Annotated in this window: 31 protein-coding genes, 1 tRNA gene and 1 other annotated feature; of the genes, 22 read left to right on the top strand and 10 right to left on the bottom strand. The window is 72.8% G+C overall.

Annotated elements, in window-relative coordinates:
• Positions 1-80 precede the first annotated feature (80 nt).
• Positions 81-638, top strand: coding sequence for a GNAT family N-acetyltransferase (locus tag MU522_RS13250; RefSeq protein WP_246991661.1), 558 nt, complete (start codon positions 81-83; stop codon positions 636-638).
• A 27-nt stretch (positions 639-665) separates the two neighbouring features.
• On the opposite strand, the gene MU522_RS13245 is transcribed toward MU522_RS13250, so the two are convergent.
• From MU522_RS13245 to MU522_RS13230, 4 genes are read right to left on the bottom strand one after another with little or no spacing between them, the layout of a single operon-like run.
• The gene (locus MU522_RS13245) at positions 666-1,598 is read right to left on the bottom strand and encodes an ABC transporter substrate-binding protein (protein ID WP_146356739.1); all 933 of its coding nucleotides are present in this window, start codon (positions 1,596-1,598) and stop codon (positions 666-668) included.
• A complete protein-coding gene (locus MU522_RS13240; RefSeq protein ID WP_246991658.1) occupies positions 1,595-2,305 on the bottom strand; it encodes an ABC transporter permease subunit in 711 nt (236 codons plus the stop codon). Before MU522_RS13240 ends, MU522_RS13245 begins: the two co-directional genes overlap by 4 nt.
• Positions 2,302-2,943, bottom strand: coding sequence for an ABC transporter permease subunit (locus tag MU522_RS13235; RefSeq protein ID WP_146356743.1), 642 nt, complete (start codon positions 2,941-2,943; stop codon positions 2,302-2,304). The genes MU522_RS13240 and MU522_RS13235 overlap by 4 nt, the downstream gene beginning before the upstream one ends.
• Positions 2,944-2,952: 9 nt before the next feature.
• A complete protein-coding gene (locus MU522_RS13230) occupies positions 2,953-3,765 on the bottom strand; it encodes an ATP-binding cassette domain-containing protein (protein ID WP_246991656.1) in 813 nt (270 codons plus the stop codon).
• A 90-nt stretch (positions 3,766-3,855) separates the two neighbouring features.
• On the opposite strand from MU522_RS13230, the gene murI reads away from it, so the two are divergent.
• Genes murI through MU522_RS13195 form a run of 7 tightly spaced genes read left to right on the top strand, consistent with a single transcriptional unit; the run spans position 3,856 to position 9,221 of the window.
• Positions 3,856-4,692: a glutamate racemase gene (gene murI, locus MU522_RS13225; protein ID WP_310124351.1), complete on the top strand. Its 837-nt coding sequence runs from the start codon at positions 3,856-3,858 to the stop codon at positions 4,690-4,692.
• An 11-nt stretch (positions 4,693-4,703) separates the two neighbouring features.
• A complete protein-coding gene (gene rph / locus MU522_RS13220) occupies positions 4,704-5,429 on the top strand; it encodes a ribonuclease PH (protein WP_128188436.1) in 726 nt (241 codons plus the stop codon).
• Positions 5,426-6,043, top strand: coding sequence for an RdgB/HAM1 family non-canonical purine NTP pyrophosphatase (gene rdgB / locus MU522_RS13215; RefSeq protein WP_246991654.1), 618 nt, complete (start codon positions 5,426-5,428; stop codon positions 6,041-6,043). Before rph ends, rdgB begins: the two co-directional genes overlap by 4 nt.
• 59 nt (positions 6,044-6,102) lie before the next feature.
• Positions 6,103-6,990, top strand: coding sequence for a zinc ABC transporter substrate-binding protein (locus MU522_RS13210; protein ID WP_146356751.1), 888 nt, complete (start codon positions 6,103-6,105; stop codon positions 6,988-6,990).
• The gene (locus MU522_RS13205; protein ID WP_128188439.1) at positions 6,987-7,715 is read left to right on the top strand and encodes a metal ABC transporter ATP-binding protein; all 729 of its coding nucleotides are present in this window, start codon (positions 6,987-6,989) and stop codon (positions 7,713-7,715) included. The genes MU522_RS13210 and MU522_RS13205 overlap by 4 nt, the downstream gene beginning before the upstream one ends.
• Positions 7,715-8,587 carry a metal ABC transporter permease gene (locus MU522_RS13200; protein WP_246991652.1) on the top strand — a complete coding sequence of 291 codons (873 nt, stop codon included), beginning with the start codon at positions 7,715-7,717 and terminating at the stop codon, positions 8,585-8,587. Before MU522_RS13205 ends, MU522_RS13200 begins: the two co-directional genes overlap by 1 nt.
• The gene (locus MU522_RS13195) at positions 8,568-9,221 is read left to right on the top strand and encodes a metal-dependent transcriptional regulator (protein WP_128188441.1); all 654 of its coding nucleotides are present in this window, start codon (positions 8,568-8,570) and stop codon (positions 9,219-9,221) included. The genes MU522_RS13200 and MU522_RS13195 overlap by 20 nt, the downstream gene beginning before the upstream one ends.
• A gap of 31 nt (positions 9,222-9,252) precedes the next feature.
• Here the strand turns inward: MU522_RS13195 and MU522_RS13190 are convergent, their stop codons facing one another.
• Together MU522_RS13190 and MU522_RS13185 are read right to left on the bottom strand one after the other, a co-directional pair.
• The gene (locus tag MU522_RS13190) at positions 9,253-9,978 is read right to left on the bottom strand and encodes a DedA family protein (RefSeq protein WP_128188442.1); all 726 of its coding nucleotides are present in this window, start codon (positions 9,976-9,978) and stop codon (positions 9,253-9,255) included.
• 31 nt (positions 9,979-10,009) lie between these two features.
• Positions 10,010-10,092, bottom strand: a tRNA-Leu gene (locus tag MU522_RS13185).
• Between the two features lie 64 nt (positions 10,093-10,156).
• Here MU522_RS13185 and MU522_RS13180 point away from each other — a divergent pair.
• The 8 genes from MU522_RS13180 (at position 10,157) to MU522_RS13145 (ending at position 16,979) form a co-directional block, all read left to right on the top strand.
• Positions 10,157-10,936 (top strand): SDR family NAD(P)-dependent oxidoreductase, encoded by a 780-nt coding sequence (locus tag MU522_RS13180; protein WP_246991650.1) that lies wholly within the window; start codon positions 10,157-10,159, stop codon positions 10,934-10,936.
• Positions 10,933-11,790, top strand: a complete 858-nt coding sequence (locus MU522_RS13175) for a 3-hydroxyacyl-CoA dehydrogenase family protein (protein WP_246991648.1) — start codon at positions 10,933-10,935, stop codon at positions 11,788-11,790. Before MU522_RS13180 ends, MU522_RS13175 begins: the two co-directional genes overlap by 4 nt.
• A 78-nt stretch (positions 11,791-11,868) precedes the next feature.
• On the top strand, positions 11,869-12,573 hold the full coding sequence (locus tag MU522_RS13170; protein WP_246991646.1) for a flavodoxin family protein: 705 nt from the start codon (positions 11,869-11,871) through the stop codon (positions 12,571-12,573).
• Positions 12,574-12,583: 10 nt separating this feature from the next.
• Positions 12,584-13,387 (top strand): alpha/beta hydrolase, encoded by an 804-nt coding sequence (locus tag MU522_RS13165; protein ID WP_246991644.1) that lies wholly within the window; start codon positions 12,584-12,586, stop codon positions 13,385-13,387.
• Positions 13,387-14,313 (top strand): hypothetical protein, encoded by a 927-nt coding sequence (locus MU522_RS13160; RefSeq protein ID WP_246991642.1) that lies wholly within the window; start codon positions 13,387-13,389, stop codon positions 14,311-14,313. The genes MU522_RS13165 and MU522_RS13160 overlap by 1 nt, the downstream gene beginning before the upstream one ends.
• A gap of 38 nt (positions 14,314-14,351) precedes the next feature.
• Positions 14,352-15,581 (top strand): ATPase, T2SS/T4P/T4SS family, encoded by a 1,230-nt coding sequence (locus tag MU522_RS13155; RefSeq protein WP_246991640.1) that lies wholly within the window; start codon positions 14,352-14,354, stop codon positions 15,579-15,581.
• Entirely contained in the window at positions 15,578-16,279 is a 702-nt protein-coding gene (locus MU522_RS13150) for a hypothetical protein (protein ID WP_246991638.1), read from the top strand. Before MU522_RS13155 ends, MU522_RS13150 begins: the two co-directional genes overlap by 4 nt.
• 10 nt (positions 16,280-16,289) lie before the next feature.
• Positions 16,290-16,979: a DUF4145 domain-containing protein gene (locus tag MU522_RS13145; protein WP_246991636.1), complete on the top strand. Its 690-nt coding sequence runs from the start codon at positions 16,290-16,292 to the stop codon at positions 16,977-16,979.
• A 108-nt stretch (positions 16,980-17,087) separates the two neighbouring features.
• On the opposite strand, the gene MU522_RS13140 is transcribed toward MU522_RS13145, so the two are convergent.
• Entirely contained in the window at positions 17,088-17,318 is a 231-nt protein-coding gene (locus MU522_RS13140) for a DUF2188 domain-containing protein (RefSeq protein ID WP_246991634.1), read from the bottom strand.
• A 221-nt stretch (positions 17,319-17,539) separates the two neighbouring features.
• Here MU522_RS13140 and MU522_RS13135 point away from each other — a divergent pair.
• Positions 17,540-18,804, top strand: a protein-coding gene (locus MU522_RS13135; protein WP_246990417.1) for an IS3 family transposase whose coding sequence is annotated in 2 segments (ribosomal slippage) — positions 17,540-17,843 and positions 17,843-18,804 — 1,266 coding nt in all. Because the reading frame shifts where the segments join, the coding sequence is not laid out codon by codon here.
• Positions 17,839-17,973: a sequence feature (AL1L pseudoknot), on the top strand. It overlaps the preceding gene by 135 nt.
• A gap of 851 nt (positions 18,805-19,655) precedes the next feature.
• Here MU522_RS13135 and MU522_RS13130 read toward each other — a convergent pair.
• The 3 genes from MU522_RS13130 to MU522_RS13120 all read right to left on the bottom strand — a co-directional run bounded on the left by MU522_RS13130 (position 19,656) and on the right by MU522_RS13120 (position 22,242).
• A complete protein-coding gene (locus MU522_RS13130) occupies positions 19,656-19,877 on the bottom strand; it encodes a hypothetical protein (RefSeq protein ID WP_246991631.1) in 222 nt (73 codons plus the stop codon).
• 593 nt (positions 19,878-20,470) lie between these two features.
• Positions 20,471-20,794, bottom strand: coding sequence for a hypothetical protein (locus MU522_RS13125; protein ID WP_246991629.1), 324 nt, complete (start codon positions 20,792-20,794; stop codon positions 20,471-20,473).
• Between the two features lie 71 nt (positions 20,795-20,865).
• Positions 20,866-22,242: a recombinase family protein gene (locus tag MU522_RS13120; RefSeq protein WP_246991627.1), complete on the bottom strand. Its 1,377-nt coding sequence runs from the start codon at positions 22,240-22,242 to the stop codon at positions 20,866-20,868.
• A gap of 25 nt (positions 22,243-22,267) precedes the next feature.
• Between MU522_RS13120 and MU522_RS13115 the strand changes: the two genes are divergently transcribed.
• From MU522_RS13115 to MU522_RS13095, 5 genes are all read left to right on the top strand, one after another.
• Positions 22,268-22,591 carry a hypothetical protein gene (locus MU522_RS13115; protein WP_246991625.1) on the top strand — a complete coding sequence of 108 codons (324 nt, stop codon included), beginning with the start codon at positions 22,268-22,270 and terminating at the stop codon, positions 22,589-22,591.
• Between the two features lie 939 nt (positions 22,592-23,530).
• A complete protein-coding gene (locus tag MU522_RS13110; RefSeq protein WP_246991623.1) occupies positions 23,531-23,719 on the top strand; it encodes a hypothetical protein in 189 nt (62 codons plus the stop codon).
• Positions 23,719-24,099 carry a TadE/TadG family type IV pilus assembly protein gene (locus tag MU522_RS13105; protein WP_348645600.1) on the top strand — a complete coding sequence of 127 codons (381 nt, stop codon included), beginning with the start codon at positions 23,719-23,721 and terminating at the stop codon, positions 24,097-24,099. Before MU522_RS13110 ends, MU522_RS13105 begins: the two co-directional genes overlap by 1 nt.
• Positions 24,074-24,547: a hypothetical protein gene (locus MU522_RS13100; protein ID WP_246991621.1), complete on the top strand. Its 474-nt coding sequence runs from the start codon at positions 24,074-24,076 to the stop codon at positions 24,545-24,547. The genes MU522_RS13105 and MU522_RS13100 overlap by 26 nt, the downstream gene beginning before the upstream one ends.
• Positions 24,544-24,990 (top strand): pilus assembly protein TadG-related protein, encoded by a 447-nt coding sequence (locus tag MU522_RS13095; protein ID WP_246991619.1) that lies wholly within the window; start codon positions 24,544-24,546, stop codon positions 24,988-24,990. The genes MU522_RS13100 and MU522_RS13095 overlap by 4 nt, the downstream gene beginning before the upstream one ends.
• The last annotated feature ends 8 nt before the right edge of the window (positions 24,991-24,998 follow it).

Here is a 24,998-nt window from a genome sequence, read left to right as displayed (position 1 = left end):
AGCGCGGTGTCGGTCACGAGCGCCAGCCTACGACGGCGGCCTGGGGCGACCGCCTCGACGACGCCCGGTAGCGTGGCTCGGTGCCCCGAACCATCCGCCCCCTGCCCGACGGCGTCGCGCTGCGCGAGCCGACGCCCGCCGACGCGCCCGCCTGGGCCGCCTTCCTCGTGCGGGAGCAGGAGCGCACGTACGCGGGCAGGCTGCCCGACGACTTCGGGGTGCGCGGGCTCGCGCAGGCGAACGTCGTCGGGCTCGCGCGCGCCTTCGCGGAGCCGGGCGACGCCGTGCGCCGCATCGCGTGGCAGGGCGACCGCATCGTGGGCCTCGCGGCGTCGAGCGCCGCGCCCGCCCGCTGGGAGGTCGAGCTGGGGCTCGTGCCGCCGCCCGCCGAGCGAGAGCTCGACCGGCTCTACGTGGCCGCCGAGATGCACGGCACCGCGGTCGGCGCCGCGCTCTTCGACGCGGTCGTCGACGACCGCGCGCTGTACCTGTGGCTCATCGACGGCAACGAGCGCGCGGGCCGCTTCTACGAGCGCCGCGGCTTCCGGCACCTCGACGAGCGGGTGTCGACGGGCCCGACGTGGGGCGGCATCCCGATGCACCGCATGGTGCGGGAAGGGCGCCCACCGCGAGGGTGAGCGCCCTTCCCGGGTCGTCGCGGAGGCTCAGCCGAGCAGGCCCTGCTCCTCGAGCCAGGCGGCGGCGATGTCGGCGGCCGGCGCCTGCTCGTCGACCGAGCGGCCGTTGAGGGCGAGGAGCTCCTCCGAGGTCAGCGCTGCGCTCACCTCGTCGATGATGCCCTGCGCCTCCTCGTCGACGCGGTCGCTCACGACCGGCACGACGTTCGAGGCGAGGAACAGGCCCTCGGGGTCCTCGAGCACGACGAGGTCGTTCGCGGCGATCGACGGGTCGCCGGTGTAGACGATCGCGAGCTGGACGTCGCCGTCCTGCAGCGCGCGGATCGTGAGCGGGCCGCCGCTGTCCTCGATCGGCGTGAAGCCGACCTCGATGCCGTAGGTGTCGGCGAGGCCCTGCGGTCCGTTCGGGCGGGTCTCGGCCTCGGAGTTCGCGCCCATCGTGAGCGGCTCGTCGACGTTCGCCAGGTCGGCGATCGTCGTGAGGTCGTGCTCCTCGGCGAACTCGCGCGTGACGACGTAGGAGTCCTGGTCGGTGGCCGGCGCCTGGTCGAGCACCGTGATGCCCTCGGGCGCGGCCTCGGTGAGGGCGGCGTAGACGTCCTCGCTGAGGCGCTCGGTGGGCTCCTCGGCCCACACCTGCAGCAGCGGGCCCGTGTACTCGGGGAAGACGTCGATCGCGCCCGACTCGATCTCGGGCAGGTAGACCTCGCGCTGGCCGATGCGCAGGTCGCGCTCGATCGTGTAGCCGCCGGCCTCGAGGGCCTGGGCGTAGAGCTCGGCGATGATCTCGTTCGAGTAGTAGTCCTGCGAGCCGACGACGAGGCTCGTCGCGTCGCCGCTCGTCGTGGGCTCCGCGGAGCCCTCCTCGAGCGGGTCGGCGTTGGCGCAGCCGGTGAGCACGAGGCCCGTCGCTGCGATCGCGGCGAGGGCGGCGCCCGCCTTGCGGGGGATGCTGGTCATGCGGTGTTCCTCTCTGGAGCGCGGGCGGACGCCCGAGCGGGGACGGTGTGCGGTTCGGCACGACGGCCGGCCGCGGATTGGATCGCCTGGAAGACGAGCTCGACGACGAGCGAGAGCAGCGCCACGAGCAGGGCGCCGGCCAGCATGACCTCGTAGTCGCCCGCCTTGACGCCCTGGAAGATCGGCCTGCCGAGGCCCGTGTTCGAGACGTACGCGGCGAGGGTCGCGGTCGAGATGACCTGGAGGGCCGCCGAGCGCACGCCGCCGATGAGCACCGGCGCCGCGAGCGGCAGCTCGACGCGCTGCACGATCTCGCGCTCGGTCATGCCGATCGCGCGCGCCGCGCCCACCACCTGCCGGTCGACGGCCTCGACGCCGGCGTACGCCCCGGCCAGCACGGGCGGCAGCGCGAGCACGAGCAGGGCGAGGAAGGGGGCCTCGAGCCCGATGCCGAGGGCGAGGCCGAAGATCGTGAGCAGCCCCAGGGTGGGGATCGCCCGCGCGCCGCTCGTCAGCGCCACGACGAGCCCGCGACCCCTGCCGGTGTGGCCGATGAGGACGCCGGCGGGGATGCCGATGGCGGCCGCGGCGAGCAGCACGGCGCCCGAGAAGCCGAGGTGCTCGAGGATGCGCAGGCCGAGCGAGTTCGTGCCCTGCCAGCTCGCGGGGTCGAAGAGGTGGGCGAGGGCCTCGGCGAACAGGTTCATGCGCGCACCGCCGCCTGCCAGGGCATCGCGAGCCTGCCGAGCAGCAGCACGACCGCGTCGATCGCGAAGGCGACCACGACCGTGAGCACGATGCCCGTGATGATCGAGGCGTCGATGCCGCGCTGGAAGCCGTCGGTGAAGAGCGTGCCGAGGCTCGAGATGCCGATCACGGCGCCGATCGTGACGAGGCTGACGGTCGAGACCGCCATGACCCGCAGCGACGAGACGAGCACCGGACCGGAGAGCGGCAGCTCGACCGCCCAGAACCGCGCCCAGGGGGAGTGGCCGAGGGCGTCGGCGGCGAGCATCGTCTCGCGCGAGACCGATCCGAAGGCGTCGGCGGCCCCGCGCACCATCAGCGCGCAGCCGTAGAGCGTGAGGCCGATGATCGCGACCCAGGGGGAGCGCGCCGAGAGGCCCACGATCGCGGGGATCATGATGAACAGGGCCAGCGAGGGGATCGCGTAGAGGAGGCCGGTGCCGGTCAGCAGCGCGGTGCGGGCGCGCGGATAGCGGGCGGCGAGCCAGCCGAGCGGGATCGAGATCACGAGCGCGAGCACGATGGGAACGATCGAGAGCCACAGGTGGTCGAGCAGCAGCGACCACACGATGTGCAGGTTCTGGCTCAGCCAGTTCATGGGCTGGGCCTACTCCGCCAGCACGCCGGTGGGGCGGTCGTCGCCGTCGACGACGATCCGGCGGCCGTCGACCTCGCGCACCGAGAGCGTGCGACGCGCGGTGCCCGCCCCCACGAAGCGCGAGACGAACTCGTCCGCGGGGTGGGCGAGGATCTCGGCGGGCGTGCCGCGCTGCGCGATCTCGGCGCCCTTGCGCAGCACGAGCACCTCGTCGCCGAGCGCGAAGGCCTCGTCGATGTCGTGCGTGACGAAGAGGATCGTCTTGCCCAGCTCGCGCTGCAGCGTGCGCATCTCCTCCTGCAGCTGGTCGCGCACGATGGGATCGACGGCGCCGAAGGGCTCGTCCATGAGCAGGATGTTCGGATCGGCGGCGAGGGCGCGGGCGACGCCGACGCGCTGCTGCTGGCCGCCCGAGAGCTGCAGCGGGTAGCGGTCGCCGAGCGCCGGATCGAGGCCGACGCGCTCGAGCAGGCCGAGGGCGGCGCGGCGCGCCTCGCGACGGTTCGCGCCCTGGAGCACCGGCACCGTGGCGACGTTGTCGGCGACGGTGCGGTGGGGGAGCAGGCCGCCCGCCTGGAGCACGTAGCCGATCGAGCGGCGCAGCTGCACCTTGTCCATCGCGCGCACGTCGTCGCCGTCGATGGAGACCGTGCCGCTCGTGGGATCGACCATGCGGTTCACCATGCGCAGCAGGGTCGTCTTGCCGCAGCCGGAGGAGCCGACGAGCACGACGACGGCGTGCGAGGGGACGACCAGGCTGAAGTCCTCGACGGCGACCGTGCCGTCGGGGTACTCCTTGCGCACGGCTGCGAACTCGATCACGCGGGGGCTCCTCCCGGTCGCGGGGTGCTGACAATACCGGCCGACCCCTCGGCGAGCCTGTGCCCGCGCCCCGCGGCTAGGCTTGCCGACGTGCAGCGGCCGATCGGAGTCTTCGACAGCGGCGTCGGCGGGCTCACCGTGGCGCGCGCGATCATCGACCAGCTGCCCGCCGAGTCGATCACGTACATCGGCGACACCGCCAACGGCCCCTACGGCCCGCGCGCGCAGTCGGAGGTGCGGCGCCTCGCGCTCGACGTGCTCGACACGCTCGTCGCGCAGGGCGTGAAGATGCTCGTCATCGCCTGCAACACCGCGTCCGCGGCGACCCTCGACGTCGCGCGCGAGCGCTACGAGCAGGGGATGGGCATCCCGGTCGTCGAGGTCATCGACCCGGCCGTGCGGGCGGCCGTGCGCCAGAGCCGCTCCGGGCGGATCGGCGTCATCGGCACCGCGGGCACGATCGGCTCGGGCGCCTACCAGCGCGCGTTCGCCGAGGCCGGCGTGCCGCACGTCGCGGCCGGCGCCGCGCCGCGCTTCGTCGAGTTCGTCGAGGCGGGCGTCACCACCGGCGACGAGGTGCTCGCCGCCGCGCACGAGTACCTCGAGCCGCTGCTGGCCGAGGAGCTCGACACGCTCGTGCTCGGGTGCACGCACTACCCGCTGCTCGCCGGCGCGATCGGCTACGTCGCCGGTCCCGGCGTCCGGCTCGTGTCGAGCGCGGAGGAGACCGCGGCGGACGTCTACCGCATCCTGAGCGACCGGCGCATGCTCGCGCCCGAGCACGCCGTGCCCGCCTACGCGTTCGAGGCGACGACCGCTGCGCAGGAGCCGTTCCTGCGGCTCGCGCGCCGGTTCCTCGGGCCCGAGGTGACGCACGTGGAGTTCACGCAGACCGGGGTCATCCAGCTCCCCGGCCGCACCGACTGAGAGGACCAGGCATGGCACGCAAGGACGGCAGGCAGCTCGACGAGCTGCGCGACGTGACGATCGAGCGGGGCTGGAGCCAGCAGGCCGAGGGCAGCGCCCTCATCTCCTTCGGCGCCACGAAGGTGCTGTGCACCGCATCCGTCATGCCCACGGTGCCCCGCTGGATGGCGGGCAAGGGCAAGGGCTGGGTGACGGCGGAGTACGCGATGCTGCCGCGCTCGACGAACGAGCGGATGGACCGCGAGAGCGTGCGCGGCAAGGTCGGCGGCCGCACGCACGAGATCTCGCGCCTCATCGGCCGCTCCCTGCGGGCCGGCGTCGATATGCGGGCGCTCGGCGAGCTCTCGATCGCGGTCGACTGCGACGTGCTGCAGGCCGACGGCGGCACCCGCACCGCCGCGATCACGGGCGCCTACGTGGCGCTCGCGGACGCGATCCGCTGGGCGCAGGCCGAGGGGCGCGTGCCCAAGAGCGCGACGCCGCTGATCGACTCGGTCGCGGCCGTGTCGGTGGGGATGATCGACGGCGAGCCGATGCTCGACCTGGCCTACGTCGAGGACGTGCGCGCCGGCACCGACATGAACGTCGTCGCGACCGGCCGGGGCCTGCTCATCGAGGTGCAGGGCACCGCCGAGGGCGCGCCCTTCGACCGCGCGGAGCTCGACGGGATGCTCGACCTGGCGCTCGCCGGCACGGCGCGCCTGACCGAGCTGCAGCGAGAGGCGCTCGGCGCATGACCGACCTGGGAGCGACCGGCATCGACGTCGTCGGCGGGGGCCTGCAGGTGGTCGTGGCGACGCGCAACCCGCACAAGGTGGAGGAGCTGCAGCGCATCCTCGCGCCGCTGCTGCCCGGCGTCGAGCTCGTGCCCGACAGCGGCCCGGAGCCCGTGGAGGACGGCGAGACGTTCGAGGCGAACGCGCTCATCAAGGCGCGCGCCGCGCACGAGCGCACCGGGCTGCCCGCGCTCGCCGACGACTCGGGCATCGAGGTCGACGCGCTCGACGGCGCGCCCGGCATCCACTCCGCCCGCTACGCCGGCACGCGCGACGACCGCGACAACCTGGAGCTGCTGCTGCAGAACCTCGCTGGGACCGCCGACCGCGGGGCGCAGTTCGTCTGCGCCGCGGCGTGGGTCGACGCCGACGGCGAGCTCGCGGTGCGGGCCGACTGGCGGGGCGAGATCGCGGATGCGCCGCGCGGCGAGGGCGGGTTCGGGTACGACCCGGTGTTCGTGCCGCACGACGCCGACGGGCGGGCGGCCGCCGAGCTGAGCCCGGAGGAGAAGGACGCGCGCAGCCACCGGCGGCTCGCGTTCACGGCGCTCGCGGAGCGCGTGCTCGGCCGCTGACGCTGTGGCATGATTTCGGTGTGCCGAAAACACAGCGTGCGGGACGGCGAAGGATCGCCGTGGCCGTCGCGTGCGTCGCCGCCGCGCTGACGGGCTGCGCGTCGCCGGCGCCGGCCGCGCCGGAGGACGACGGCCGGCCGCTCGTGCTCGCGACCTTCACCGTGATCGCCGACATCGCGCGCGAGGTCGCAGGCGACGCCGCCCGGGTCGAGTCGCTCACCCGGGTCGGCGTCGAGGTGCACGACTACGAGCCGACGCCCGGCGACCTCGTGCGCACCGAGGGCGCCGACCTCGTCGTCACGAACGGCATGGGCATCGACGACTGGCTGCTGACCCTGGTCGAGCGCGCGGATGCGCCGCACGTGGTGCTGAGCGACGTCGTCGACCCGATCCCGATCGAGACCGGCCACTACGCGGGCAATCCCAACGCCCACGCCTGGGTCTCGCCCGCCGAGGGAGCGCGCTACGTCGAGGCGCTGCGCGTCGCGATCGGCGACCTCGTGCCCGCCGAGCGCGACGCGATCGATGCGCGCGCCGCAGCCGTGACGGCCGCGCTCGAGGCTGAGGGCGAGCGGCTCCGCGAGGGCGTCGAGCGGCTGCCCGAGCAGCATCGCGTGCTCGTCACGTGCGAGGGCGCCTTCAGCTACCTCGCCCGCGACGCGGGGCTCGCCGAGGCGAGCCTGTGGCCCGTGAACGCCGGCGGGCAGGGCACGCCGCAGTCGATCGCGGCGGTCGCGGGCGTCGTCGCCGAGACGCGCGTGCCGACCGTCTTCTGCGAGTCCACGACGCATCCGGGCACCCAGCAGCAGATCGCGCGGAACGCCGGCGTGCGCTTCGACGGCGGGCTGCATGTCGACTCGCTCTCGGAGCCCGACGGACCGGCGCCCACCTACCTCGCGCTCATCGCGCACGACATCGACATCATCCTGGAGGGGCTGGGAGCATGACCGACGCCATCGTCGCCGAGCACCTCGGCGTCCGCTACGGCGACGTGCGCGCGCTCGCCGACGTGACCGCGCGCATCCGCACCGGCGAGATCACCGGGCTCGTCGGGGTCAACGGCTCCGGCAAGTCGTCGATGCTCGCGGCCGTGCTCGAGCGGGTGCCGCACGAGGGCACCGTGCGCATCCTCGGGCGCACCCCCGCCGAGGCGCGCCGCGCCGGCCTCGTCGCCTCGGTGCCGCAGGCCGAGACGGTCGACTGGGACTTCCCGGTGACGGTGCGCGACGTCGTCACGACCGGCCGCTACGGGCGGATGGGGCTGCTGCGCATCCCGCGCGCCGCCGACCGCGCGGCCGTCGACGAGGCCCTCGCGCTGCTCGGCATCGCCGACCTCGCCGACCGGCAGATCGGCGAGCTCTCGGGCGGGCAGCGCAAGCGCGCCTTCGTCGCCCGCGCGATCGCGCAGGACGCCGAGCTGCTGCTGCTCGACGAGCCGTTCGCGGGGGTCGACCGCACGAGCGAGGCGCAGATCACCGAGGTGCTGCGCGGCATCCGCGCCCAGGGCCGCACCGTGGTGATCGTGCACCACGACCTCTCGGGGGTGGCCGAGCTCGCCGACTCGGTGCTGCTGCTGCGCGGGCGGCTGCTGCACCACGGGCCGCCCGCCGAGACGCTCACGCCCGAGCGCATCGCCGCGGCCTTCGGCGCCGGCACGAGGGAGGAGCGGTGATGGATCCGGGGCTCGTCGACGCGCTGCTCGCGCCCTTCGCCTACGACTTCATGCTGCGGGCGATCCTCGTGACGCTCGTCGCCGCCGTCGCCTGCGCGCTGCTGTCGACGTGGCTCGTGCAGATGGGGTGGTCGCTCATGGGCGATGCGGTCTCGCACTCGGTGCTGCCGGGCGTCGCGCTCGCGTACATCCTGGGGCTGCCGTTCGCCATCGGCGCCGCCGTGTTCGGCATCGGGGCGGTCGCGCTCATCGGCGGCGTGCGGGCGGCGTCGAGGATCAAGGCGGATGCGGCGATCGGCGTCGTGTTCACGACGCTGTTCGCGCTCGGGCTGGTGATCGTGTCGGTGACGCCCGCTCAGACCGACCTGCAGCACATCCTCTTCGGCAACGTGCTCGGCGTCTCGGACGCCGACATCGCCCAGGTGCTCGTCGTCGGCGCCATCGTCTGCGCGACGCTCGTGGTGCTGCGCCGCGACCTGACCCTCGTCGCCTTCGACCCGGGCCACGCCCACGCGATCGGCCTGCGGCCGCGCCTGCTGCACGCGGTGCTGCTCGGCGCGCTCGCGCTCACCGTCGTCACCGCGCTGCAGGCGGTCGGCATCATCCTCGTCGTCGCGATGCTCGTCATCCCCGGCGCGACCGCGTCGCTCATCGCCGTGCGGTGGGACGCGCTGCTCGCGTGGTCGGTCGGCATCACGGTCGCCGCGTCGATGGTGGGGCTCATCGCGGCCTTCTGGATGGACATCTCGCCCGGCGGCGCGGTGGTGCTGACGCAGGGGCTCGCGTTCGGGCTAGCGTTGCTGTTCGGGCCCCGCCGGGGGCTCGTCATCCGGTGGGCGAGAGCGAGGCGTCATGCAGTCGACGGCGGCTGAGGACTACGTCAAGGCGATCTACCACCACACCGAGTGGCAGCCCGAGCCCATCACCCCCTCGCAGCTGGCATCCCGCCTGGGCCTGGCGAACTCCACCGTGACCGAGATGGTGAAGAAGCTCGCCGCCGCGGGCCTCGTGCGCCACCGCCCGTACGGCGCGGTCGAGCTCACCGACGACGGGCGCGCGCTCGCGGTGCGGCAGGTGCGCCGCCACCGGGTCGTCGAGACGTGGCTCGTCGAGCGGCACGGCTACGACTGGGACGAGGTGCACGACGAGGCCGAGATCCTCGAGCACGCGCTGAGCGACCGGCTGCTCGACTCGATCGCCCGCTCGCTCGGCGACCCGGAGCGCGACCCGCACGGCGATCCGATCCCGGCCGCCGACGGCACGGTGCGGCGTCCGGATGCGGTGCTGCTCGCCGATGCGGAGGTCGGCCACGCGGGCGCGGTGGTGCGCATCTCGGACGCCGACCCGGCCATGCTGCGGTTCCTCGCCGGGGCCGGGGTCGCGCTCGACGCGCGGCTGACGGTGCTCGGCCAGAAGCCCTACTCGGGCTCGATCCAGGTGCGCAGCGGCTCGACGACGATCGACGTCGGCCCCGACGTCGCGCAGGCGATCTGGCTCGCCGCCTGACCCGCCGGCTGACCCGACGGGCATCGCGCGATCAGCGCTCGATGCCCGGCTGCTGGCCGGTGCCCGAGAGGTCGAGCGTCTCGACGGCGCCCGTGGCGCTGCCGTCGCGGATCTCGCGCTCGACCTCGCGCCGCGACTGGATCGCGTGCCAGACGATGAAGCAGATGGCGATCGCGACGACGCCGAGCAGCACGAGGTCGATGTACTCGGTGACGAGGTCGGCGACGCCGGGGATGTGCGCGACGCCCCAGCCGAGCAGCGGCAGCCCCGCGCCCCAGAGCAGGCCGCCGAGCACGTCGAGCCGGAAGAACAGCGGCCACGGCATGCGCCCGACGCCCGCGGCGACCGGCATGAACGTGCGGACGATGCCGATGAAGCGGGCGATGATGACGGCGGCCGCGCCGTACTTCAGGAAGAAGCGGTTGGTGCGCTCGATCGTGCGATGCGAGAACAGCCCTGAGGACTTGCGCTGGAAGATCGGCGGCCCGGCCTTGTGCCCGATGAAGTAGCCCAGCTGGTCGCCCGCGACCGCGCACGCCCAGATGCAGAGCATCACGAGCCAGATGGGCTGCGGGATGACGCCGGTGTAGGAGAGCACGCCGGCGATCACGAGCAGCGTGTCGCCCGGCAGCAGGAAGCCGACCAGCAGCCCCGTCTCGACGAAGACGATGGCGCACACGAGCAGCAGCGCCCAGACGCCGGCGCCCGAGATCAGCCCCTCGATGTCGATGAGGAACTCAGCTGGCAGGTGGGGCACGGACGCTCCTTCGCGCGATGGGCGGTCGCCGTGCGGGAGAGGGGACTCGAACCCCAACGCCACGAGGGCACAGGAACCTAAATCCTGCGTGTCTGCCAATTCCACCACTCCCGCGTGGGTGTGATCAGCGTACCTTTTCGCGCAGGTCCCGACGCTCCGGCTCTGCCAAGGTTGTGCCATGCAGATGCGCGCCCTCGTGACCGGCGCCTCGGCCGGGCTCGGCGCGGAGTTCGCGCGCCAGCTCGCCGCCGACGGCTTCGCGCTCGTGCTCGTCGCGCGCAGCGCCGACCGCCTGCGGGAGCTCGCGGCCGAGCTGCCCGCGCTCGGCGCGGCCGACGTCGAGGTGCTGCCCGCCGACCTCACGGACGAGGCCGGGCTCGAGCGGGTCGCCGCGCGCCTGCAGGACGCCGCGCAGCCGGTCGACGTGCTCGTCAACAACGCCGGGCACGCCGTCGCCGAGCCCTTCCACGCATCCGCCATCGCCGACGAGCGCGCCATGCACGAGCTGCTCACGTGGGTGCCGCTGCGGCTCGCGCACGCGGCGCTGCCCGGCATGCGCGAGCGCGGCCGCGGCGGCATCCTCAACGTCGCGAGCCTCGCCGGCCGCCTGCCGAGCGGCTCGTACGCGGCGGCGAAGGCACAGGTGATCGCCCTGTCGCGCGCGCTCGACGCCCGCTATCGCCGCGACGGCGTGACCGTCACGGCGCTGCTGCCCGGCTTCGTCGCGACGGAGTTCCACGAGCGGATGGGCGTCGCGGCCGACACCGTGCCGCGGGCCGGGTGGGCGGATGCGCCGACGGTCGTGCGCGAGGGGCTCACGGCCCTGCGCCGGCGGCGCGGGGTCGTCGTGAGCGACTGGCGCTACCGGCTCGCGGCGCCGCTGCTGCCGCTCGTGCCGTCGCGGCTCATCGCCGGCTTCGGGCTCGGCGCGAGGATCGAGCGGGGGAGCGGCCGATGAGCGAGGTCGTCGCGGTGCTCGGCGCCGGCGTCATGGGCGCCGGCATCGCGCGGGTGCTTGCGCGCGCCGGCCACGAGGTGCGGGTCTTCGACGTCGACCCGGCCGCCGCCGCCCGCGCAGCCGACTCGGCCGGCGCATCCGCCCACGCCTCGGTCGCCTCGGCGGTCGAGGGCGCGACGCTCGTGCTCGAGGCCGCGCCCGAGCGGCTCGAGCTGAAGCGCGCGCTGCTCGCCGAGGTCGAGGCGGCGAACGCCGACGCGGTCATCGCCTCGAACACCTCGTCGATCGGGGCCGACGCGCTCGCGGCCGGCATGCGCGACCCGTCGCGCCTCGTGATCGCGCACTTCTTCAACCCCGCCGACACGGTGCCGCTCGTCGAGGTGGTGCCGGGCCCCGCGACGCCGCCGGAGACCGTCGAGCGGATGGTGGCGCTGCTCACCGCGGCGGGCAAGACGGCCGTGCCGCTCGCGCACCAGGTCGAGGGCTTCATCGCCAACCGCCTGCAGGCGGCGCTCTACCGCGAGGCGATGCACCTCGTCGAGCGGGGCGTCGCGAGCCCCGAGCAGGTCGACCGCGTGGTGACCGCCGGGCTCGGGCCGCGCTGGGCGCTCGCGGGGCCCTTCGAGATCATGGATCTCGGCGGCCTCGACGTCTGGACGAGCGTGGCCGACGGCATCCTGCCGACCCTCGGCGACGCATCCGCCGCCCCCGCGATGCTGCGCGATCGGGCCGAGCGCGGCGACCTGGGCGCGAAGACCGGGCGCGGCTTCCTCGAGCGCGAGGCGGATGCGCCGGCGCGGTTCGCGGCGAGGCTGGCGGCGCTCATCGCGGCCCGCGACGCGCTCGAGCCGTAGGCCGGGAGGGCGACGCGGCGTGCGACGGGCGCCGAACTGCCATGGCGCTCCCAGCCGCTCCGTGCCAGCGTGGAGGGCATGACCGAGACCCTCAAGGCCGTCTACGTCAACGGCAGCCTCACCCCGTCGCCGGGCGAGAGCCACACCGACCTGCTCATCGAGGCGAGCGCGCGCATCCTGCGCGAGCAGGGCGTCGAGGTCGAGGTCGTGCGCGCCGTCGACCACGCGATCGCCCCGGGCGTGCAGCCCGACATGACCGAGCACGGCGCCGCCGAGGACGCCTGGCCCGCCATCTGGGAGCGCGTGCTCGCGGCCGACATCCTCGTGCTCGCCACCCCCATCTGGCTCGGCGACGCCTCGAGCGCCACGCGCCGCGTGATCGAGCGCTTGTACGCCGAGTCGGGCGAGCTCAACGAGCACGGCCAGTCGATCTACTACGGCCAGGTCGGCGGATGCCTCGTCGGCGGCAACGAGGACGGCATGAAGCACGTCGCGCGCGAGGTGCTCTACGCGCTGCAGCACCTCGGCTGCACCATCCCGCCGCAGGCCGACGCGGGCTGGGTGGGCGAGGCGGGCCCCGGCCCCTCCTACGGCGACGAGCTCGACGACGGCTCGCACGCGGGCGCCGACAACGACTTCACGCAGCGCAACATCACGATCATGACGTGGAACCTGCTGCACCTCGCGCGCATGCTCCGCGGCGGCATCCCGACCGAGGGCAACGACCGCAACGCCTGGGAGCGCGGCGAGCGCTTCGGGTTCCAGAACCCCGAGTACCGATAGGAGCGCGACCATGACCGACATCCGCCTGCACATCGAGGACTCCGGCGGCGACGGCCGCCCCGTCGTGCTGCTGCACGGCTGGCCGCTCTCGGCCGAGGCGTGGGCGGCGCAGACCGCGGCGCTCACCGCCGCCGGCCACCGCGTCGTCGCCTACGACCGCCGCGGCTTCGGCCGCAGCGACAAGCCCGACGAGGGCTACGACTACGACACGCTCGCGGCCGACCTCGACCGGGTGCTCACCGAGCTCGACCTGCGCGACGTCGCGCTCGTCGGCTTCTCGATGGGCGGCGGCGAGGTCGCGCGCTACGTCTCGACCTACGGCGAGGAGCGCGTGCGCTCGGTGGTGTTCGCGGCAGCGGTCCCGCCGTACCTGCTGCACGCCGATGACAACCCGGAGGGCCCGCTCACCGAAGAGGCCTACCGCTCGCTCCGCGCCGGGCTCGAGGCCGACCGCGAGGCGTTCTTCGACGAGTTCACGACCGGCTTCTTCTCGACCGAGGAGGGCCTGCAGGTGAGCGAGGCGCAGCGCCACGAGGGCATCCGGCTCTCGCTGCAGTCGCACCAGCCGGCGGCGCTCGGGGCGATGGACGCGTGGGCGACCACCGACTTCCGCGACGACCTCGGCACGATCACCGTGCCGGTGCTCGTGCTGCACGGCGACGGCGACCAGACGGTGCCGTTCGAGGGCTCCGGCCGCCGCACGCACGAGACGATCGAGCACAGCGAGCTGCACGTCATCTCCGGCGCACCGCACGGCTGCAACGTGAGCCACGCCGACGAGTTCAACCGGGCCCTCATCGCGTTCCTGGGCTGATGGAGGTCACCGACTGGCTGCTGCAGGGCGATCCCTCGATCCGCTGGCAGGTCATGGCCGACCTGCTCGACGAGGATCCGGATGCCGTGGCCCGCGAGCGCGCGAGGGTCGCGCACGAGGGCCACGGCGCGGCGCTGCTCGCCGCCCGCGGGCCCGACGGGCAGTGGGCCGGCGGCGCGCACTTCCCGAAGGCCGAGCCGACGCTGCCCGGGCAGCCGTGGACATCCACCGCCCACGTGCTCACCGAGCTGCGGCTGCTGGGCGTCGACCCGGCGGATGCGGCGGTGCGGGAGGCGATCGCCGACGTCAAGCGCGTCACCCGCTGGGAGTACGACGACGAGCCGTTCTTCGAGGGCGAGGTCGAGCCGTGCATCAACGGCGCGCTCGTGACGAACGCCGTCTACTACGGCGAGGACGCGACGCCGATCGTCGAGCGGCTGCTCGGGGAGCGCATGGAGGACGGCGGCTGGAACTGCGAGCAGGAGCGCGGCTCGGTGCGCTCGTCGTTCGACACGACGATCGCGGTGCTCGAGGCGCTCGCGGCGTTCGAGCGCGTGAGCGACGACCCGCGCGTGCCCGAGGCGCGGGCGAGCGGCGAGGCCTACCTGCTCGAGCGCTCGCTGCTGCGACGGCGCTCGACCGGCGAGATCGTCGACGAGGGCTACCTGCGCTTCGCCTTCCCGCCGCGCCACGAGTACGACGCGCTGCGGGCGCTCGAGCACTTCCGCGCCGTCGGCGCCCGCCCCGACGAGCGCATGGCCGAGGCGATCGAGCTCGTGCGCTCGAAGCGGCGGGACGACGGCCGCTGGCCGCTCGACGTCGTGCACGGCGGCGACCGGGTCGTCGACTACGGGCCCGTCGGGGAGCCGAGCCGGTGGATCACGCTCAAGGCGCTGCGGGTGCTTCGGTGGGCTGACGGCGGCTGAGGCGGCTGTGGACAACTTCCGCGAGGGCTGACGCTCGCATGCGCCAGGCCGTCGCCGAGATCACCGCCACCGTGCGGGCGAGGGTGCGCCGCGACGGGGTCGACCTGGCCCGCTCCGGCGACCTCGCCGAGCGCTACGTGCGCGACGCGGTGCGCTCCTACGCCGAGCGCTCGCTCGGCGGCAGCGTGCCGCTGCTGTCCGACGAGCGGCAGGCCGAGCGCGACGTGCTCGCGGCGGTCTCGGGCTACGGGCCGCTGCAGCCCTACCTCGACGACCCCGAGGTCGAGGAGCTGTGGGTCAACCAGGGCTCCCGCGTCTTCTGCGCGCGCGGCGGCGTCAGCGAGCAGCTGCCGATCCGGCTCACCGAGACCGAGGTGCGCGACCTCGTCGAGCGGATGCTCTCGACGACCGGCCGCCGCGTCGACCTCTCGTCGCCCTTCGTCGACGCGTCGCTGCCCGACGGCTCCCGCCTCCACGTCGCATCCGGCGACGTCGCCCGCGGCGCGATGTCGATCAACATCCGCAAGTTCGCCCGCCGGCTCGCCGCGCTCTCGGCGCTCGTCGAGCGCGGCGCGCTCAGCCAGCAGGCGGCAGCGTTCCTGCGCAGCGCGGTCGTCGCCGGCTGCAACATCCTCGTCTCCGGGCCGACGCACGCCGGCAAGACCACCATGCTGAACGCCCTGCTCGCCGCCGTGCGGCCGGGCGAGCGGGTGGTGACGGTCGAGGAGACCTTCGAGCTCGATCCGCCCGTCGACGACATCGTGGGGCTCCAGTGCCGCCAGCCGTCGCTCGAGGGCACGGGAGAGATCTCGCTGCGGCGGCTGGTGAAGGAGAGCCTGCGGATGCGCCCCGACCGGCTCGTCGTCGGCGAGGTCCGCGAGGCCGAGGCGCTCGACCTGCTCGTGGCGCTCAACTGCGGCGTCTCCGGCATGTGCTCGATCCACGCGAACTCCGCGCGCGACGCGCTCACGAAGCTCACGACCCTGCCGCTGCTCGCGGGGCGCAACATCGACGCCGGGTTCGTCGTGCCCACCGTCGCGCAGTGCGTCGACCTCGTGGTGCACCTCGCGATCGACGCCCGCGGCAACCGCCGCGTCGTCGAGATCCTCGCGCCCACCGGGCAGGTCACCGCTGGCGTCATCGAGGCGTCCGTGCTGTTCGCCGTGCGCGACGGGCTGCTCGAGCCGACCGGGTCGCATCCGGCGAGGACGGCGAAGTTCGCCGCGGTCGGCATCGACCCCGTCGCGCTGCTCGGGAGCCGCGCATGACGTGGCTGCTCGGCTGCCTCCTCGGCCTCGGCATCGTGCTCGCCGTCAGCCCGTGGCTGTGGCCGCGAAGCGCCCGCACGCCGGATCCGCAGCCGCGCCGCCGACTGCTCGACCGCCTCACGCACGCGGGCCTCGAAGGCGTCCCGCCGGTCGCGCTCGCGGCGGTGTCGGTGCTGGCCGGCGTCCTCGCCGCGGGCGTCGCGCTCGCCCTCGCACCGGTGGTCGCCGTCGCGGCCGCCGCGTTCGCCGCCGGCGCCGCCGGGCCCGTGATCGCCGTGCGCTGGCGCGCCAAGCGGCGCCGCCGAGCGCAGGCGTCGGTCTGGCCCGACGTCGTCGACCACCTGGTCTCCGCCGTGCGGAGCGGGCGGGCGCTGCCGGATGCGGTGGCGCAGCTCGCGCACGCCGGTCCGGAGATCACGCGAGCGGCCTTCACCGCCTACGCGGCCGATCACCGCGCGACCGGCTCGTTCGCCTACGCCCTCGACCGCCTGAAGGACCGCCTGGCCGATCCGGTCGCCGACCGCATCCTCGAGACCGCAAGCATCCTGTTCTCGCGCAGGTTTGTGCGGGCGGCGGGTGAAGGCGAGCGCCCCGGTCGAGTTGGTCGTCGACCGGTTGGCTTGGTCGGCGCCCCCTGCTGGGCCGACGGGGGGTCGACGGATCACCTCCTCCGCCCTCCGCTCGGAGCAGCCACGTAGGGTGACTGGCATGGCCACGAAGCGGATCGCGCCCGAGTTGTTCCTCGACGTTTTCACCTGCCCGCACTGTGAGGCCATCACGGGTCAGGGCTGGCGGACGGTCGACAGCCAGAGCCCGATGTCGATGATGAATCAGCAGCCAGGCCGTCCTGCGTGGCACCTCGCGACATGTATCTCGGAATCTTGCCGCGGTCAATCAATGTGGCGAGAGGACGTCATGGTGTGGCCCCTTGTGTCGTCCGCGCCAGCGCCGCATGATGCGATGCCGGCGGATGCTCTCGAGCTCTATGAGGAAGCGCGGGCGGTCCTGCCGCACTCTCGTCGAGCGGCAGCAGCGCTGATCCGCGGCTCGCTCGAGCGCCTGCTGCGGGCACAGCTCGGCGGCAGTGAGCGGCTCGACGAGATGATCGCCTCGCTTAGCACGCAGGTGTCGCGCGCGCTCTGGCAGATCCTCACCGCGGTTCGTGTTCTGGCCAACACGAGCCTGCACCGTGACGACGAAGCTCCCGAACTTCTCGAGCTCTACCTTGAGGGGGATCTCGCCGAGGTCGTGGACCCGTACTTCACTGCAATCAACCTGCTCGTGGAGGAGCTCATCGCAGCTCCGGCAGCAGCGGCCGAACTGTACGCGACACTTCCCTCGGGCAAGCGCGCCGAGGCTGAGCGAAAGGCCGACCGGGCGGCCGCGAAAGACTCCTGAACACTCAGCCCGGGCGAGCAGCATCGCGATCGACACGCCAGATCGACCGCAGTGGCATCGACGGCCCGTGGAACAACCATCGCAGGGCGTATTGGGAGCGCCGCCAAGCTAGCGCTTGTCGCGGGGAGGGTTCGGGTCGTTACCGTAGGAGTTCTTCTCGCCAATCGTGCCGTCGAGCTTCTTCACGGTGTGCTCAACGCCGCGATCCTTCGCCATCTGGCGTCCGATCTTCTCCTGCTCGGCCTTCGTGCCGCCGGAGTGGGCCGCGCGACTGCTGCCCTCGACCTTCGACTTCCAGGTGCCGCCCTCGTTGTAAGTGGTGATATCGCCCTTAGCCATGCACGGATCATCGCACGAGCAATGTGCGTTAGCCAGGGCGATACAAACTAGACGCCAGTCGGGTCACCAGCGCCGTACATTCCGAGAATGCGAGCGCCGTCCTCTCGGAACCAATCCAGGTCAACGTCCCCGCTCAGCCAGCCTTGAAGCTGTTGCAACGTTGCGTTTGAAGCGCCCTGAGTTTGTTGGAGGCTCCTGACCTTGGAAACGAGGATGGAGTTATGCCGAAGGAACTGGCGAATGGGAAGCCGACGACGCGTCGGTACTCGGTCGAGGAGAAGGCCGCCGCGGTGCGGATGGTGAGGACGCTGCGCGCTGAGCTCGGTGTCACGCAAGGGACGGTCCAGCGCGTCGCGACGCAACTCGGTTACGGTGTTGAGTCCGTGCGGATGTGGGTCAAGCAGGCCGACGTCGACGACGGCGTCACTGCCGGCGTGAGCAGCGCGGAGGCGCAGCGGGTGCGTGAGCTCGAGCAGGAGAACCGGGAGTTGCGGCGGGCCAACGAGGTGCTGAAGCGGGCGGCGTCTTTCTTCGGGGCGGAGCTCGACCGCCACTACCGGAAGTAGTCGCGTTCGTCGACGCGAACAGGGACGATCTTGTGGACGGTCGCCGGCTCGGAGTCGAGCTCATCTGCAGGCTGCTGCAGGTGGCTCCGAGTAGTTACTACGCCGCCAAGACCCGCACGCCGTCCGCCCGCGCGGTGCGGGACGACGAGCTGATCCCGCAACTGGTCGAACTCTGGGAGTCCAACTACCGCGTCTATGGGGTCCGCAAGCTCTGGAGGGCTGCCCGCCGCGCGGGGATCATGATCGGCCGCGACCAGACCGCCAGGTTGATGCGCGCCGCGAGGATCGAGGGCGCGCGGCGGTCGAAGCGGGTCAAGACGACGAGGCCGGATCCGGCGTCGGCGCGGCACCCGGACCTGGTGAAGCGGGATTTCACCGCGAGCGCCCCGAACCGGCTCTGGGTCACCGACCTGACGTTCGTGCCGACCTGGACCGGCGTCGCCTACGTGTGCTTCATCATCGACGCGTTCAGCAGGATGATCGTGGGTTGGCGGATCGCGTCGCACATGCGAACCGAGATCGTCCTCGACGCGGTCGAGATGGCCCGCTGGTCCCGCGGCGCCCGGCACGAGGATCTGCGGTGTCACAGCGACGCAGGCTCTCAATTCACCTCGATTCGCTATGGCGAACGCCTCGCAGAGATCGGTGCCACGCCGTCGATCGGGACGGTCGGCGACAGCTATGACAACGCCCTCGCCGAGACGGTGAACGGCTACTACAAGGCAGAACTCGTCCGCGGCCCCGCGCGGCCAGGGCCGTGGAAGACGGTCGAAGACCTCGAGCTCGCGACGCTCGGGTGGGTGCACTGGCACAACACGCAGCGCCTCCACGGCTACCTCGGCGACGTCCCGCCCGCAGAGTTCGAGGCCGCGTTCTATGCTGTCCCCAACGACCGCAATCTGCTGGTCGGAATCAAATAGCGCGAGTCCATCAGACCCAGGGCGCTTCAAGATGTCCTCCGGCGTCGCCCCGGCATTCAAAGCCTTGACGAACGCAGCGAGAGCAGCCTGCTTACCTGCTCGCCTCGGATAGATGCTCCAGAAGAGCTCGAAATCGTCATGGGGACTATAGGGGTTCTTCTTCAGGGGTTCTTCTTCTACAAGGAGTGTGGTTTGTCGCTCCAGTCCGGAACCCCCGGACTGGGAGTCCGGAACCCCCGGACTGGGAGTCCGGAACCCCCGGGGCAGTACCGGACTGGGAGTCCGGAACCTCTGAGGACTCCTCATCGGCTCGCAACCGACCGTTCGGATGCAGCGTGTAACCCGTCGTAGCGCGACCTCGCGAGTTCTTCCGCATGACGCGCTCGACGACGCCCAGCTCCTCGAGCTCCACGAGCGCCCGACGCACTTGCCGGTCCGAGCAACGCGCCTCAGCCGCGAGCGTCCGTTGCGACGGGTGAATGCCGCCCGGCCCCGAGTGCGATGCGAGCGCGCCGTAGACCGTCAGCGCGTAGAGGCTGATCGACTCATCCCGGAACATCCAGTTCGGAATCGCCGCGAAACCCTCGCTCACCACTACCCCTCCCCGTCGCGGAGCGCTTCGAAGACCCCGTTCGGCCGCCGCAGCACGCGCGCCTCTACAGGGGGCGGAGGTGCCGCCAACTGCCGCAGCCGCTCACCCGCGGGGGCGGGCCGCATGTCGGCGACGGCGGGTGGCTGTGGCGGCTGCGCGCCAGCGGCAGGCTCGCGCACGTCGGTCGAATTCTGGTCGACAGAGCCCTCCACAAGCTCTCCTGCCGCCCGGTTACTCTCCGGGCGGCTTCTCTTCACGGTCATGCCGACCCACCGCCGGCGGGTCGCAGCAGCGCCGCGATGCGGGCCCGCTGCTCAGGCGTCAAGGGCGGCGCTTCGGCGAGCACGCGCTCGATGGCGATCTCGATCTTCGCGGCCGCGTGATCGCGGCGAGCGGTTCGAATGCGGTCGGGATCGCCGGACCGCGCGGCCACTCCCAGCCTCGACTTGGTGACTTGCAGATTCGACACGAACGGCTCCATTCGGGGAAGTGCAGGCACTGCCTGCTACCTCACCGGGAGCCGTCGAGCTTCTTCCGCTGGCTAAGCCCAGCGGCCCTGAACATCTGACTGATTGAGCCCCGTCAGCGACCTAGGTCGGGATTGTCGTTCGACCTAGACCCTAGGTTAGCGTCGGAGACGGCCGAGTGTAACGACGCGACGCGGCTGGCGACGCGGCTGGCTGAGCGCGCGAAGCGTGGCCTCGAGCAATCGGGCAGGTCGGTACTCGTAGACCGCGCCGCACGTGCCGCAGTGAATGCGATGCACCTCGGTGGCAACTAACTGTCCGTCGCGCTCCTCGGGACTGCCGAACCAACTGTCTGGCAGGCCCCTCGGGTGGTCGTCATCGGGCCGCACTCTCATGGCCGCGTCGACCCCACTGACTGCATCCGGGAATAGCCACACCGCGCAGCGCGCACGATGCCCGTCGCAGTAGAGCGAGACGCGCGCAGAGCGGTACTTCGTCGTCGACCGCCCAACGAGGGACGCCTCAACCAGTTCGCGCACGCCTGGTCGAGACCAGAGTGCATCGAACTCGCGACGGTTGCGGTCGCCGGGCGCGAGCTGGTCGGGGCTCAAGAGTTCCGCCGCTCAAGTTCGTCCGCCATCGAGCGCAACCGCGCAGGCGCTTCCGCGAGCGCGTCCGCGAGTTCCCGCAACGAAGCCGATGTCAACACCGCGTGACCGCGCTCGAGCAGATCCACGCGAGCGAGACCCTCGCTGACGCTCATCTCCCACTCCAGGCAGCCCAGAGAACCCTCGCCGATGACATGTCGCCACTCGGCCTCGCCTTCGAATACGCAGTGCGATGCCCCGTCGCATCCTTCGACGCTGCAGGTGGTCGCGCGCGCGAAGAGCCGCGCCTCGTCCAGATCGTTGTAGTCGTTAGGGTTGAACATGGCCGTGGTTCCCCTTCGTGTCTCGGCCCGCCCCCGGAGCGTTGCCGCGCTTCCGGGGGCCTCCTAGTTGATCACTGCTTCCACTCGATCGCGACCGTCTCCGGCCGGAACGTCTTCGCACCCTGGCCGGCCTGACCGATGCGCACCGTCGCGAGCGCGTTGATCACCTGCCGACGCGCATCCGTGCTGAGCGCCTCCCATGCCTCCCGTGCGCTATCAGCGGCAACCAGCGGCCCGAGCACGTCAGCCCGGGACGATTCCGCGATCCGCCCCTCTACGTCGCCCAGACGCCCGCGCAGGCGCTCTGTCGCCACCCTCAACTGGGCACCCGTCAACGCGCCGTCAGCGAAGTCCACGGCGAGCGTCGTCAGGCGCGCGCGGATGCTGTCAGCCTCCGTCGCCAATGCCTGCAACTCCACCCCCGTCTCAGCCGTCAGGAGCCCTGCCGCGTCCGCAAGCGAGAGCCGCGCGATCACGACCTCGCCGACGTACTCCTCGATCACCTCCGCGCGCCGAGCGATGTGGCCCGTCGACTCCGAGCACCGGTACGTGCGTTGGCCGACACGGCGAGCACCGCCGCCATGCACGGTCGCGCCGCAGACACCGCACACCGCCAGGCCGCTCAGCAGGTACTTCCCACCCCGAGCTGCGCTCAGCCGCGTCGGGTCGCTCAGCACCGCCTGCACGCCGAGCCAGGTTGCCTCGTCGACGATCGCCGGCCAGGCAGCGTCGCCGACGACTTCACCGTGGTGACGCCGCTTCCCCACGTTGCGCGGGTTGAGCAGCACGTAACGCAACGTCTGGGCCTTCCACACCGCAGGCTCACCCTCGTGCCCCGCCTTGTAGCGGCGCTGCGACGTGGCGATGCCTCGAGCGTTCCAGTCGCGCACCACGGCCCCGAGCGAGGCGCCCGCAAGCACCGCCCGGTAGGCGGCGCGGAGCTCTACCGCCTCGCTCTCGCGGATCGTCACGCCGTCCGGCTCATACCCGAACGCGCGTGGGCCGTGAGGGAGCCCCTTCATCGCACGTTGCGTGTTCGCCCGCTTCTGCCGCTCGCCCTTGCGTCGCGTCTCGAAACGGGCGATACCGGCGAGCATCGTCGCCCGGAACTCGCCGTCCGCGGTCGTCAGGTCGATCTCGCCATCGACGGTCAGCACGCCGACACCAGTATCGGCCAACGTGACGAGGTCTCGGGTGGACCGCACCAGCCGGTCAAGATCGACGGCGACGGCCACGTCGAAGCGACCGTGCGTCGCGTCGTCGAGTAGTCGCGCCCATGCCGTGCCGGCGGCTCGAGCCTTGCTAGCCGACGTGTCGTTGTCGATGTACTCGCCTACGACGACCCAGCCACGGGCACTCACCAGCGCGGAGCATCGTTCTCGTTGTCGTTCGATGCCCTCCTGCGCGTCCAGCGACTGCCGGAAATAAAGGGCGGCGCGCTTACTCATACACCTACGATAAACGTGAACGCTGATGACGCTGCGCATGGCGCGCGAGGTCGGCGGCACGGAGGTGACGACGGTGCTGCGCGAGCTCGCCGCCTACCTGCGCGTCGATCTCGCCACTCGCGGCGAGCTGGAGGCGAGGCAGACATGGATCGTCAGCGCGGCGCGGCTGGGGGTCGCCGCGCCGTGGATCGTGCTGCTCATCCTCTCGGCCCGTCCCGAGGCGGCGCAGGCGTACAACGCGCCCGGCGGCCTCGCGCTCATCGGCGGCGGCGCGGTCGTGACGTTCATCGCGTACCGCGTGATGCTGCGCATCGGCGCGCTGCCGACCGAGGCGCGGTGGTTCGCGTGACCGCATCGGTCGGGTGGAGCCTGATCCTCGGCGCCGGCCTCGGGCTCGGGCTGTGGATGCTCGTGAGCCTCGTGCCGATCCTGCGCCGACCGCTGCTGCTGCACCGGGTCGCGCCGTACGTGCTCGACGTCTCGCCGGGCGCGCGCGACCTGCTCGCACGCAGGCGGGTGGACCCCGCGCGCGTGCTGGGCGTGGTCGCGTCGCCGGTCGGCGATCGGCTGGCGCCGCTCGTGCACGCGGTGCTCGGCGCGCCCGACGGCATCCGCCTGCGGCTTCGCCAGGCGGCGGCGAGCGAGACGGTGAGCGACTTCCGCGGCCGCCAGCTGCGCTGGACCGTGCTCGGAGCCGCCGTCGGCGCGGCGCTCGGGGTGGTGGCCGCGGTGCAGCAGGGGCAGCTCGCGCTGCCCGCGGGGCTCGCGCTGCTCGGCGCCGCGATCGGCGCCGCCACCGTCGACTGGCTGCTCCAGCGACGCGCGAAGCGGCGGCTCGCGCGCATCTCGAGCGAGCTGCCGTCGATCCTCGAGTTCCTGTCGCTGAGCCTCGCCGCGGGGGAGGGCCTGCAGGACGCGCTGCGCCGGGTCGGCGCCGCGGGCCGCAGCGCGCTCGGGAGCGAGCTCGCGGGCGTCGTGGCGCGGTCGGCGGCGGGGGAGAGCCTCTCGAGCGCGCTCGCGGCGCTCGCCGACGAGCTCGGGCACCCCGGCGTCACGCGCAGCGTCGAGCAGATGCGCGGCGGCGCCATCAGGCGCGGCGCGCTCGCCCAGAACGCTGCGGGCGCGGGCGCTCGAGGCGCGACATATGGCGCGACCTGCTCGAGGCGGCGGGCCGCAAGGAGATCTCGATGCTCGTGCCGCTCGTGTTCGGGCTGCTGCCGACCACGGTGGCGTTCGCGATGTGGCCGGGCATCCATGTGCTGCAGGTCGGATTCTGAAGGAGGAGACCATGTCCACGATCAGCTGTCGCTTCGCCCGCCTCGTCGGGAGGATGCGCGACGAGGAGCGCGGCGACGTGCCCGGCTGGGTGCTCGTCACGCTCATGACGGCGGGGCTCGTCATCGTCATCTGGACGGTCGCCGGGCCCGCCCTGTCAGGCGTGTTCGAGCAGGCCATCGCGAGGGTCACGAGCTTCTGATGCGCCTGGCCGACGAGCGGGGCTCGGCGGTCGCGGAGTTCACGATGGTCGCAGGGCTGCTCGTGCTGCTCGTGCTCTCGGTCGTGCAGCTCTCGCTCGCGCTGCACGTGCGCGCGACGCTCGCCGACGCGGCCGCGGAGGGGGCGCGGCACGCGTCGCTGGTCGGGTCGGATGCGTCGGCCGGCATCGCGCGCACGCGCGAGCTGATCACGACCGCCGTCGGGACCGCCTACGCGGAGCAGGTGTCGGCGGGGACGGCGGTCGTCGCAGGGCTCGAGACGATCGAGATCCGGGTCGCGGCGCCGCTGCCGGTGATCGGGCTCGTCGGGCCGGTCGGGCTGGAGGTGCGCGGCCATGCGCCGCTCGAGTCGCTGGGCTGAGCTGCGGCGCGCGCTCGGAGACGACGCCGGCAGCGCCTCGCTCGAGTTCCTGACGGTAGGTGTGCTGCTGCTCGTGCCGCTCGTCTACCTGGCGCTCTCGCTCGGGCAGATCCAGCACGCCGTGCTCGGCATCGAGGGCGCGGCGCGGCACGCGGCGCGCGTCATCGCCGCGGCGGACGGGCACGACGAGGGGCTCGCCGCCGCCGACCGCGCGATCCGCGTCGCGCTCGCCGACGCCGGGGTCGAGCCCGCGGCCGCCGAGGTCGCGATCACGTGCGCGCCGGCGGCGGGCGACTGCCAGACGCCGCGCGGCACCGTCACCGTGCAGGTCGACGCGACGGTGCCGCTGCCGCTCGCGCCGCCCGTGCTCGCGCTCGACGTCGGAATGGGCGTCCCGGTCTCGGCGCTCGCGTCGCAGCCGGTCTCGGCGTTCGGCGGTGCGCCGTGAGGCGCGTGCTGCGGCGCCTCGCGCGCGAGGACGACGGCTCGACGCTCGTGCTCACCATGGGGTTCGCGGCGCTCGCGCTCGCGCTCATCCTCGCGGTGACGGCGGCGACCAGCATGCTGATCGAGCGGCGCCGGCTCTTCACCGTCGCCGACGGCGCGGCGCTCGCGGCGGCCGAGGCGTTCGCGCTCGAGCAGGTGCGCTTCGACGGCACCGCCGCCGCGCCCGAGCTCGCCGACGCGGCCGTCGACGAGGCGGCCGCGGCATGGGCGTCGCGCGCTGCCGCCGGGCTCGACGACGTGCGCGTCGACGGCGCGAGCGCCGATGCGCGCAGCGCCTCCGTCACGGTCTCGAGCGCGTGGCGACCGCCGGTGGTCTCCCTCTTCCTGCCGGAGAGCATCCGCCTCGACGTAACGTCGACCGCGCGGGCGGTCTTCGTCGACTGACGCCGCCG

Origin of the sequence: Agrococcus sp. SCSIO52902, assembly GCF_022983135.1 — a bacterium.
GTDB lineage: Bacteria > Actinomycetota > Actinomycetes > Actinomycetales > Microbacteriaceae > Agrococcus > Agrococcus sediminis.
Note: the sequence above shows the minus strand (reverse complement) of the source record. Positions and strands in the feature narration are given on the sequence as shown.

Excerpts from the sequence above, each read along its gene's own strand:
- MU522_RS13245 (WP_146356739.1), bottom strand. The coding sequence starts at position 1,598 with ATGACCAGCATCCCCCGCAAGGCGGGCGCCGCCCTCGCCGCGATCGCA.
- MU522_RS13240 (WP_246991658.1), bottom strand. The coding sequence starts at position 2,305 with ATGAACCTGTTCGCCGAGGCCCTCGCCCACCTCTTCGACCCCGCGAGC.
- MU522_RS13235 (WP_146356743.1), bottom strand. The coding sequence starts at position 2,943 with ATGAACTGGCTGAGCCAGAACCTGCACATCGTGTGGTCGCTGCTGCTC.
- rph (WP_128188436.1), top strand. The coding sequence starts at position 4,704 with ATGGCACGCAAGGACGGCAGGCAGCTCGACGAGCTGCGCGACGTGACG.
- rdgB (WP_246991654.1), top strand. The coding sequence starts at position 5,426 with ATGACCGACCTGGGAGCGACCGGCATCGACGTCGTCGGCGGGGGCCTG.
- MU522_RS13205 (WP_128188439.1), top strand. The coding sequence starts at position 6,987 with ATGACCGACGCCATCGTCGCCGAGCACCTCGGCGTCCGCTACGGCGAC.
- MU522_RS13200 (WP_246991652.1), top strand. The coding sequence starts at position 7,715 with ATGGATCCGGGGCTCGTCGACGCGCTGCTCGCGCCCTTCGCCTACGAC.
- MU522_RS13195 (WP_128188441.1), top strand. The coding sequence starts at position 8,568 with ATGCAGTCGACGGCGGCTGAGGACTACGTCAAGGCGATCTACCACCAC.
- MU522_RS13180 (WP_246991650.1), top strand. The coding sequence starts at position 10,157 with ATGCAGATGCGCGCCCTCGTGACCGGCGCCTCGGCCGGGCTCGGCGCG.
- MU522_RS13175 (WP_246991648.1), top strand. The coding sequence starts at position 10,933 with ATGAGCGAGGTCGTCGCGGTGCTCGGCGCCGGCGTCATGGGCGCCGGC.
- MU522_RS13170 (WP_246991646.1), top strand. The coding sequence starts at position 11,869 with ATGACCGAGACCCTCAAGGCCGTCTACGTCAACGGCAGCCTCACCCCG.
- MU522_RS13165 (WP_246991644.1), top strand. The coding sequence starts at position 12,584 with ATGACCGACATCCGCCTGCACATCGAGGACTCCGGCGGCGACGGCCGC.
- MU522_RS13160 (WP_246991642.1), top strand. The coding sequence starts at position 13,387 with ATGGAGGTCACCGACTGGCTGCTGCAGGGCGATCCCTCGATCCGCTGG.
- MU522_RS13155 (WP_246991640.1), top strand. The coding sequence starts at position 14,352 with ATGCGCCAGGCCGTCGCCGAGATCACCGCCACCGTGCGGGCGAGGGTG.
- MU522_RS13150 (WP_246991638.1), top strand. The coding sequence starts at position 15,578 with ATGACGTGGCTGCTCGGCTGCCTCCTCGGCCTCGGCATCGTGCTCGCC.
- MU522_RS13145 (WP_246991636.1), top strand. The coding sequence starts at position 16,290 with ATGGCCACGAAGCGGATCGCGCCCGAGTTGTTCCTCGACGTTTTCACC.
- MU522_RS13140 (WP_246991634.1), bottom strand. The coding sequence starts at position 17,318 with ATGGCTAAGGGCGATATCACCACTTACAACGAGGGCGGCACCTGGAAG.
- MU522_RS13130 (WP_246991631.1), bottom strand. The coding sequence starts at position 19,877 with ATGGAGCCGTTCGTGTCGAATCTGCAAGTCACCAAGTCGAGGCTGGGA.
- MU522_RS13125 (WP_246991629.1), bottom strand. The coding sequence starts at position 20,794 with ATGTTCAACCCTAACGACTACAACGATCTGGACGAGGCGCGGCTCTTC.
- MU522_RS13120 (WP_246991627.1), bottom strand. The coding sequence starts at position 22,242 with ATGAGTAAGCGCGCCGCCCTTTATTTCCGGCAGTCGCTGGACGCGCAG.
- MU522_RS13115 (WP_246991625.1), top strand. The coding sequence starts at position 22,268 with ATGACGCTGCGCATGGCGCGCGAGGTCGGCGGCACGGAGGTGACGACG.
- MU522_RS13110 (WP_246991623.1), top strand. The coding sequence starts at position 23,531 with ATGTCCACGATCAGCTGTCGCTTCGCCCGCCTCGTCGGGAGGATGCGC.
- MU522_RS13105 (WP_348645600.1), top strand. The coding sequence starts at position 23,719 with ATGCGCCTGGCCGACGAGCGGGGCTCGGCGGTCGCGGAGTTCACGATG.
- MU522_RS13100 (WP_246991621.1), top strand. The coding sequence starts at position 24,074 with ATGCGCCGCTCGAGTCGCTGGGCTGAGCTGCGGCGCGCGCTCGGAGAC.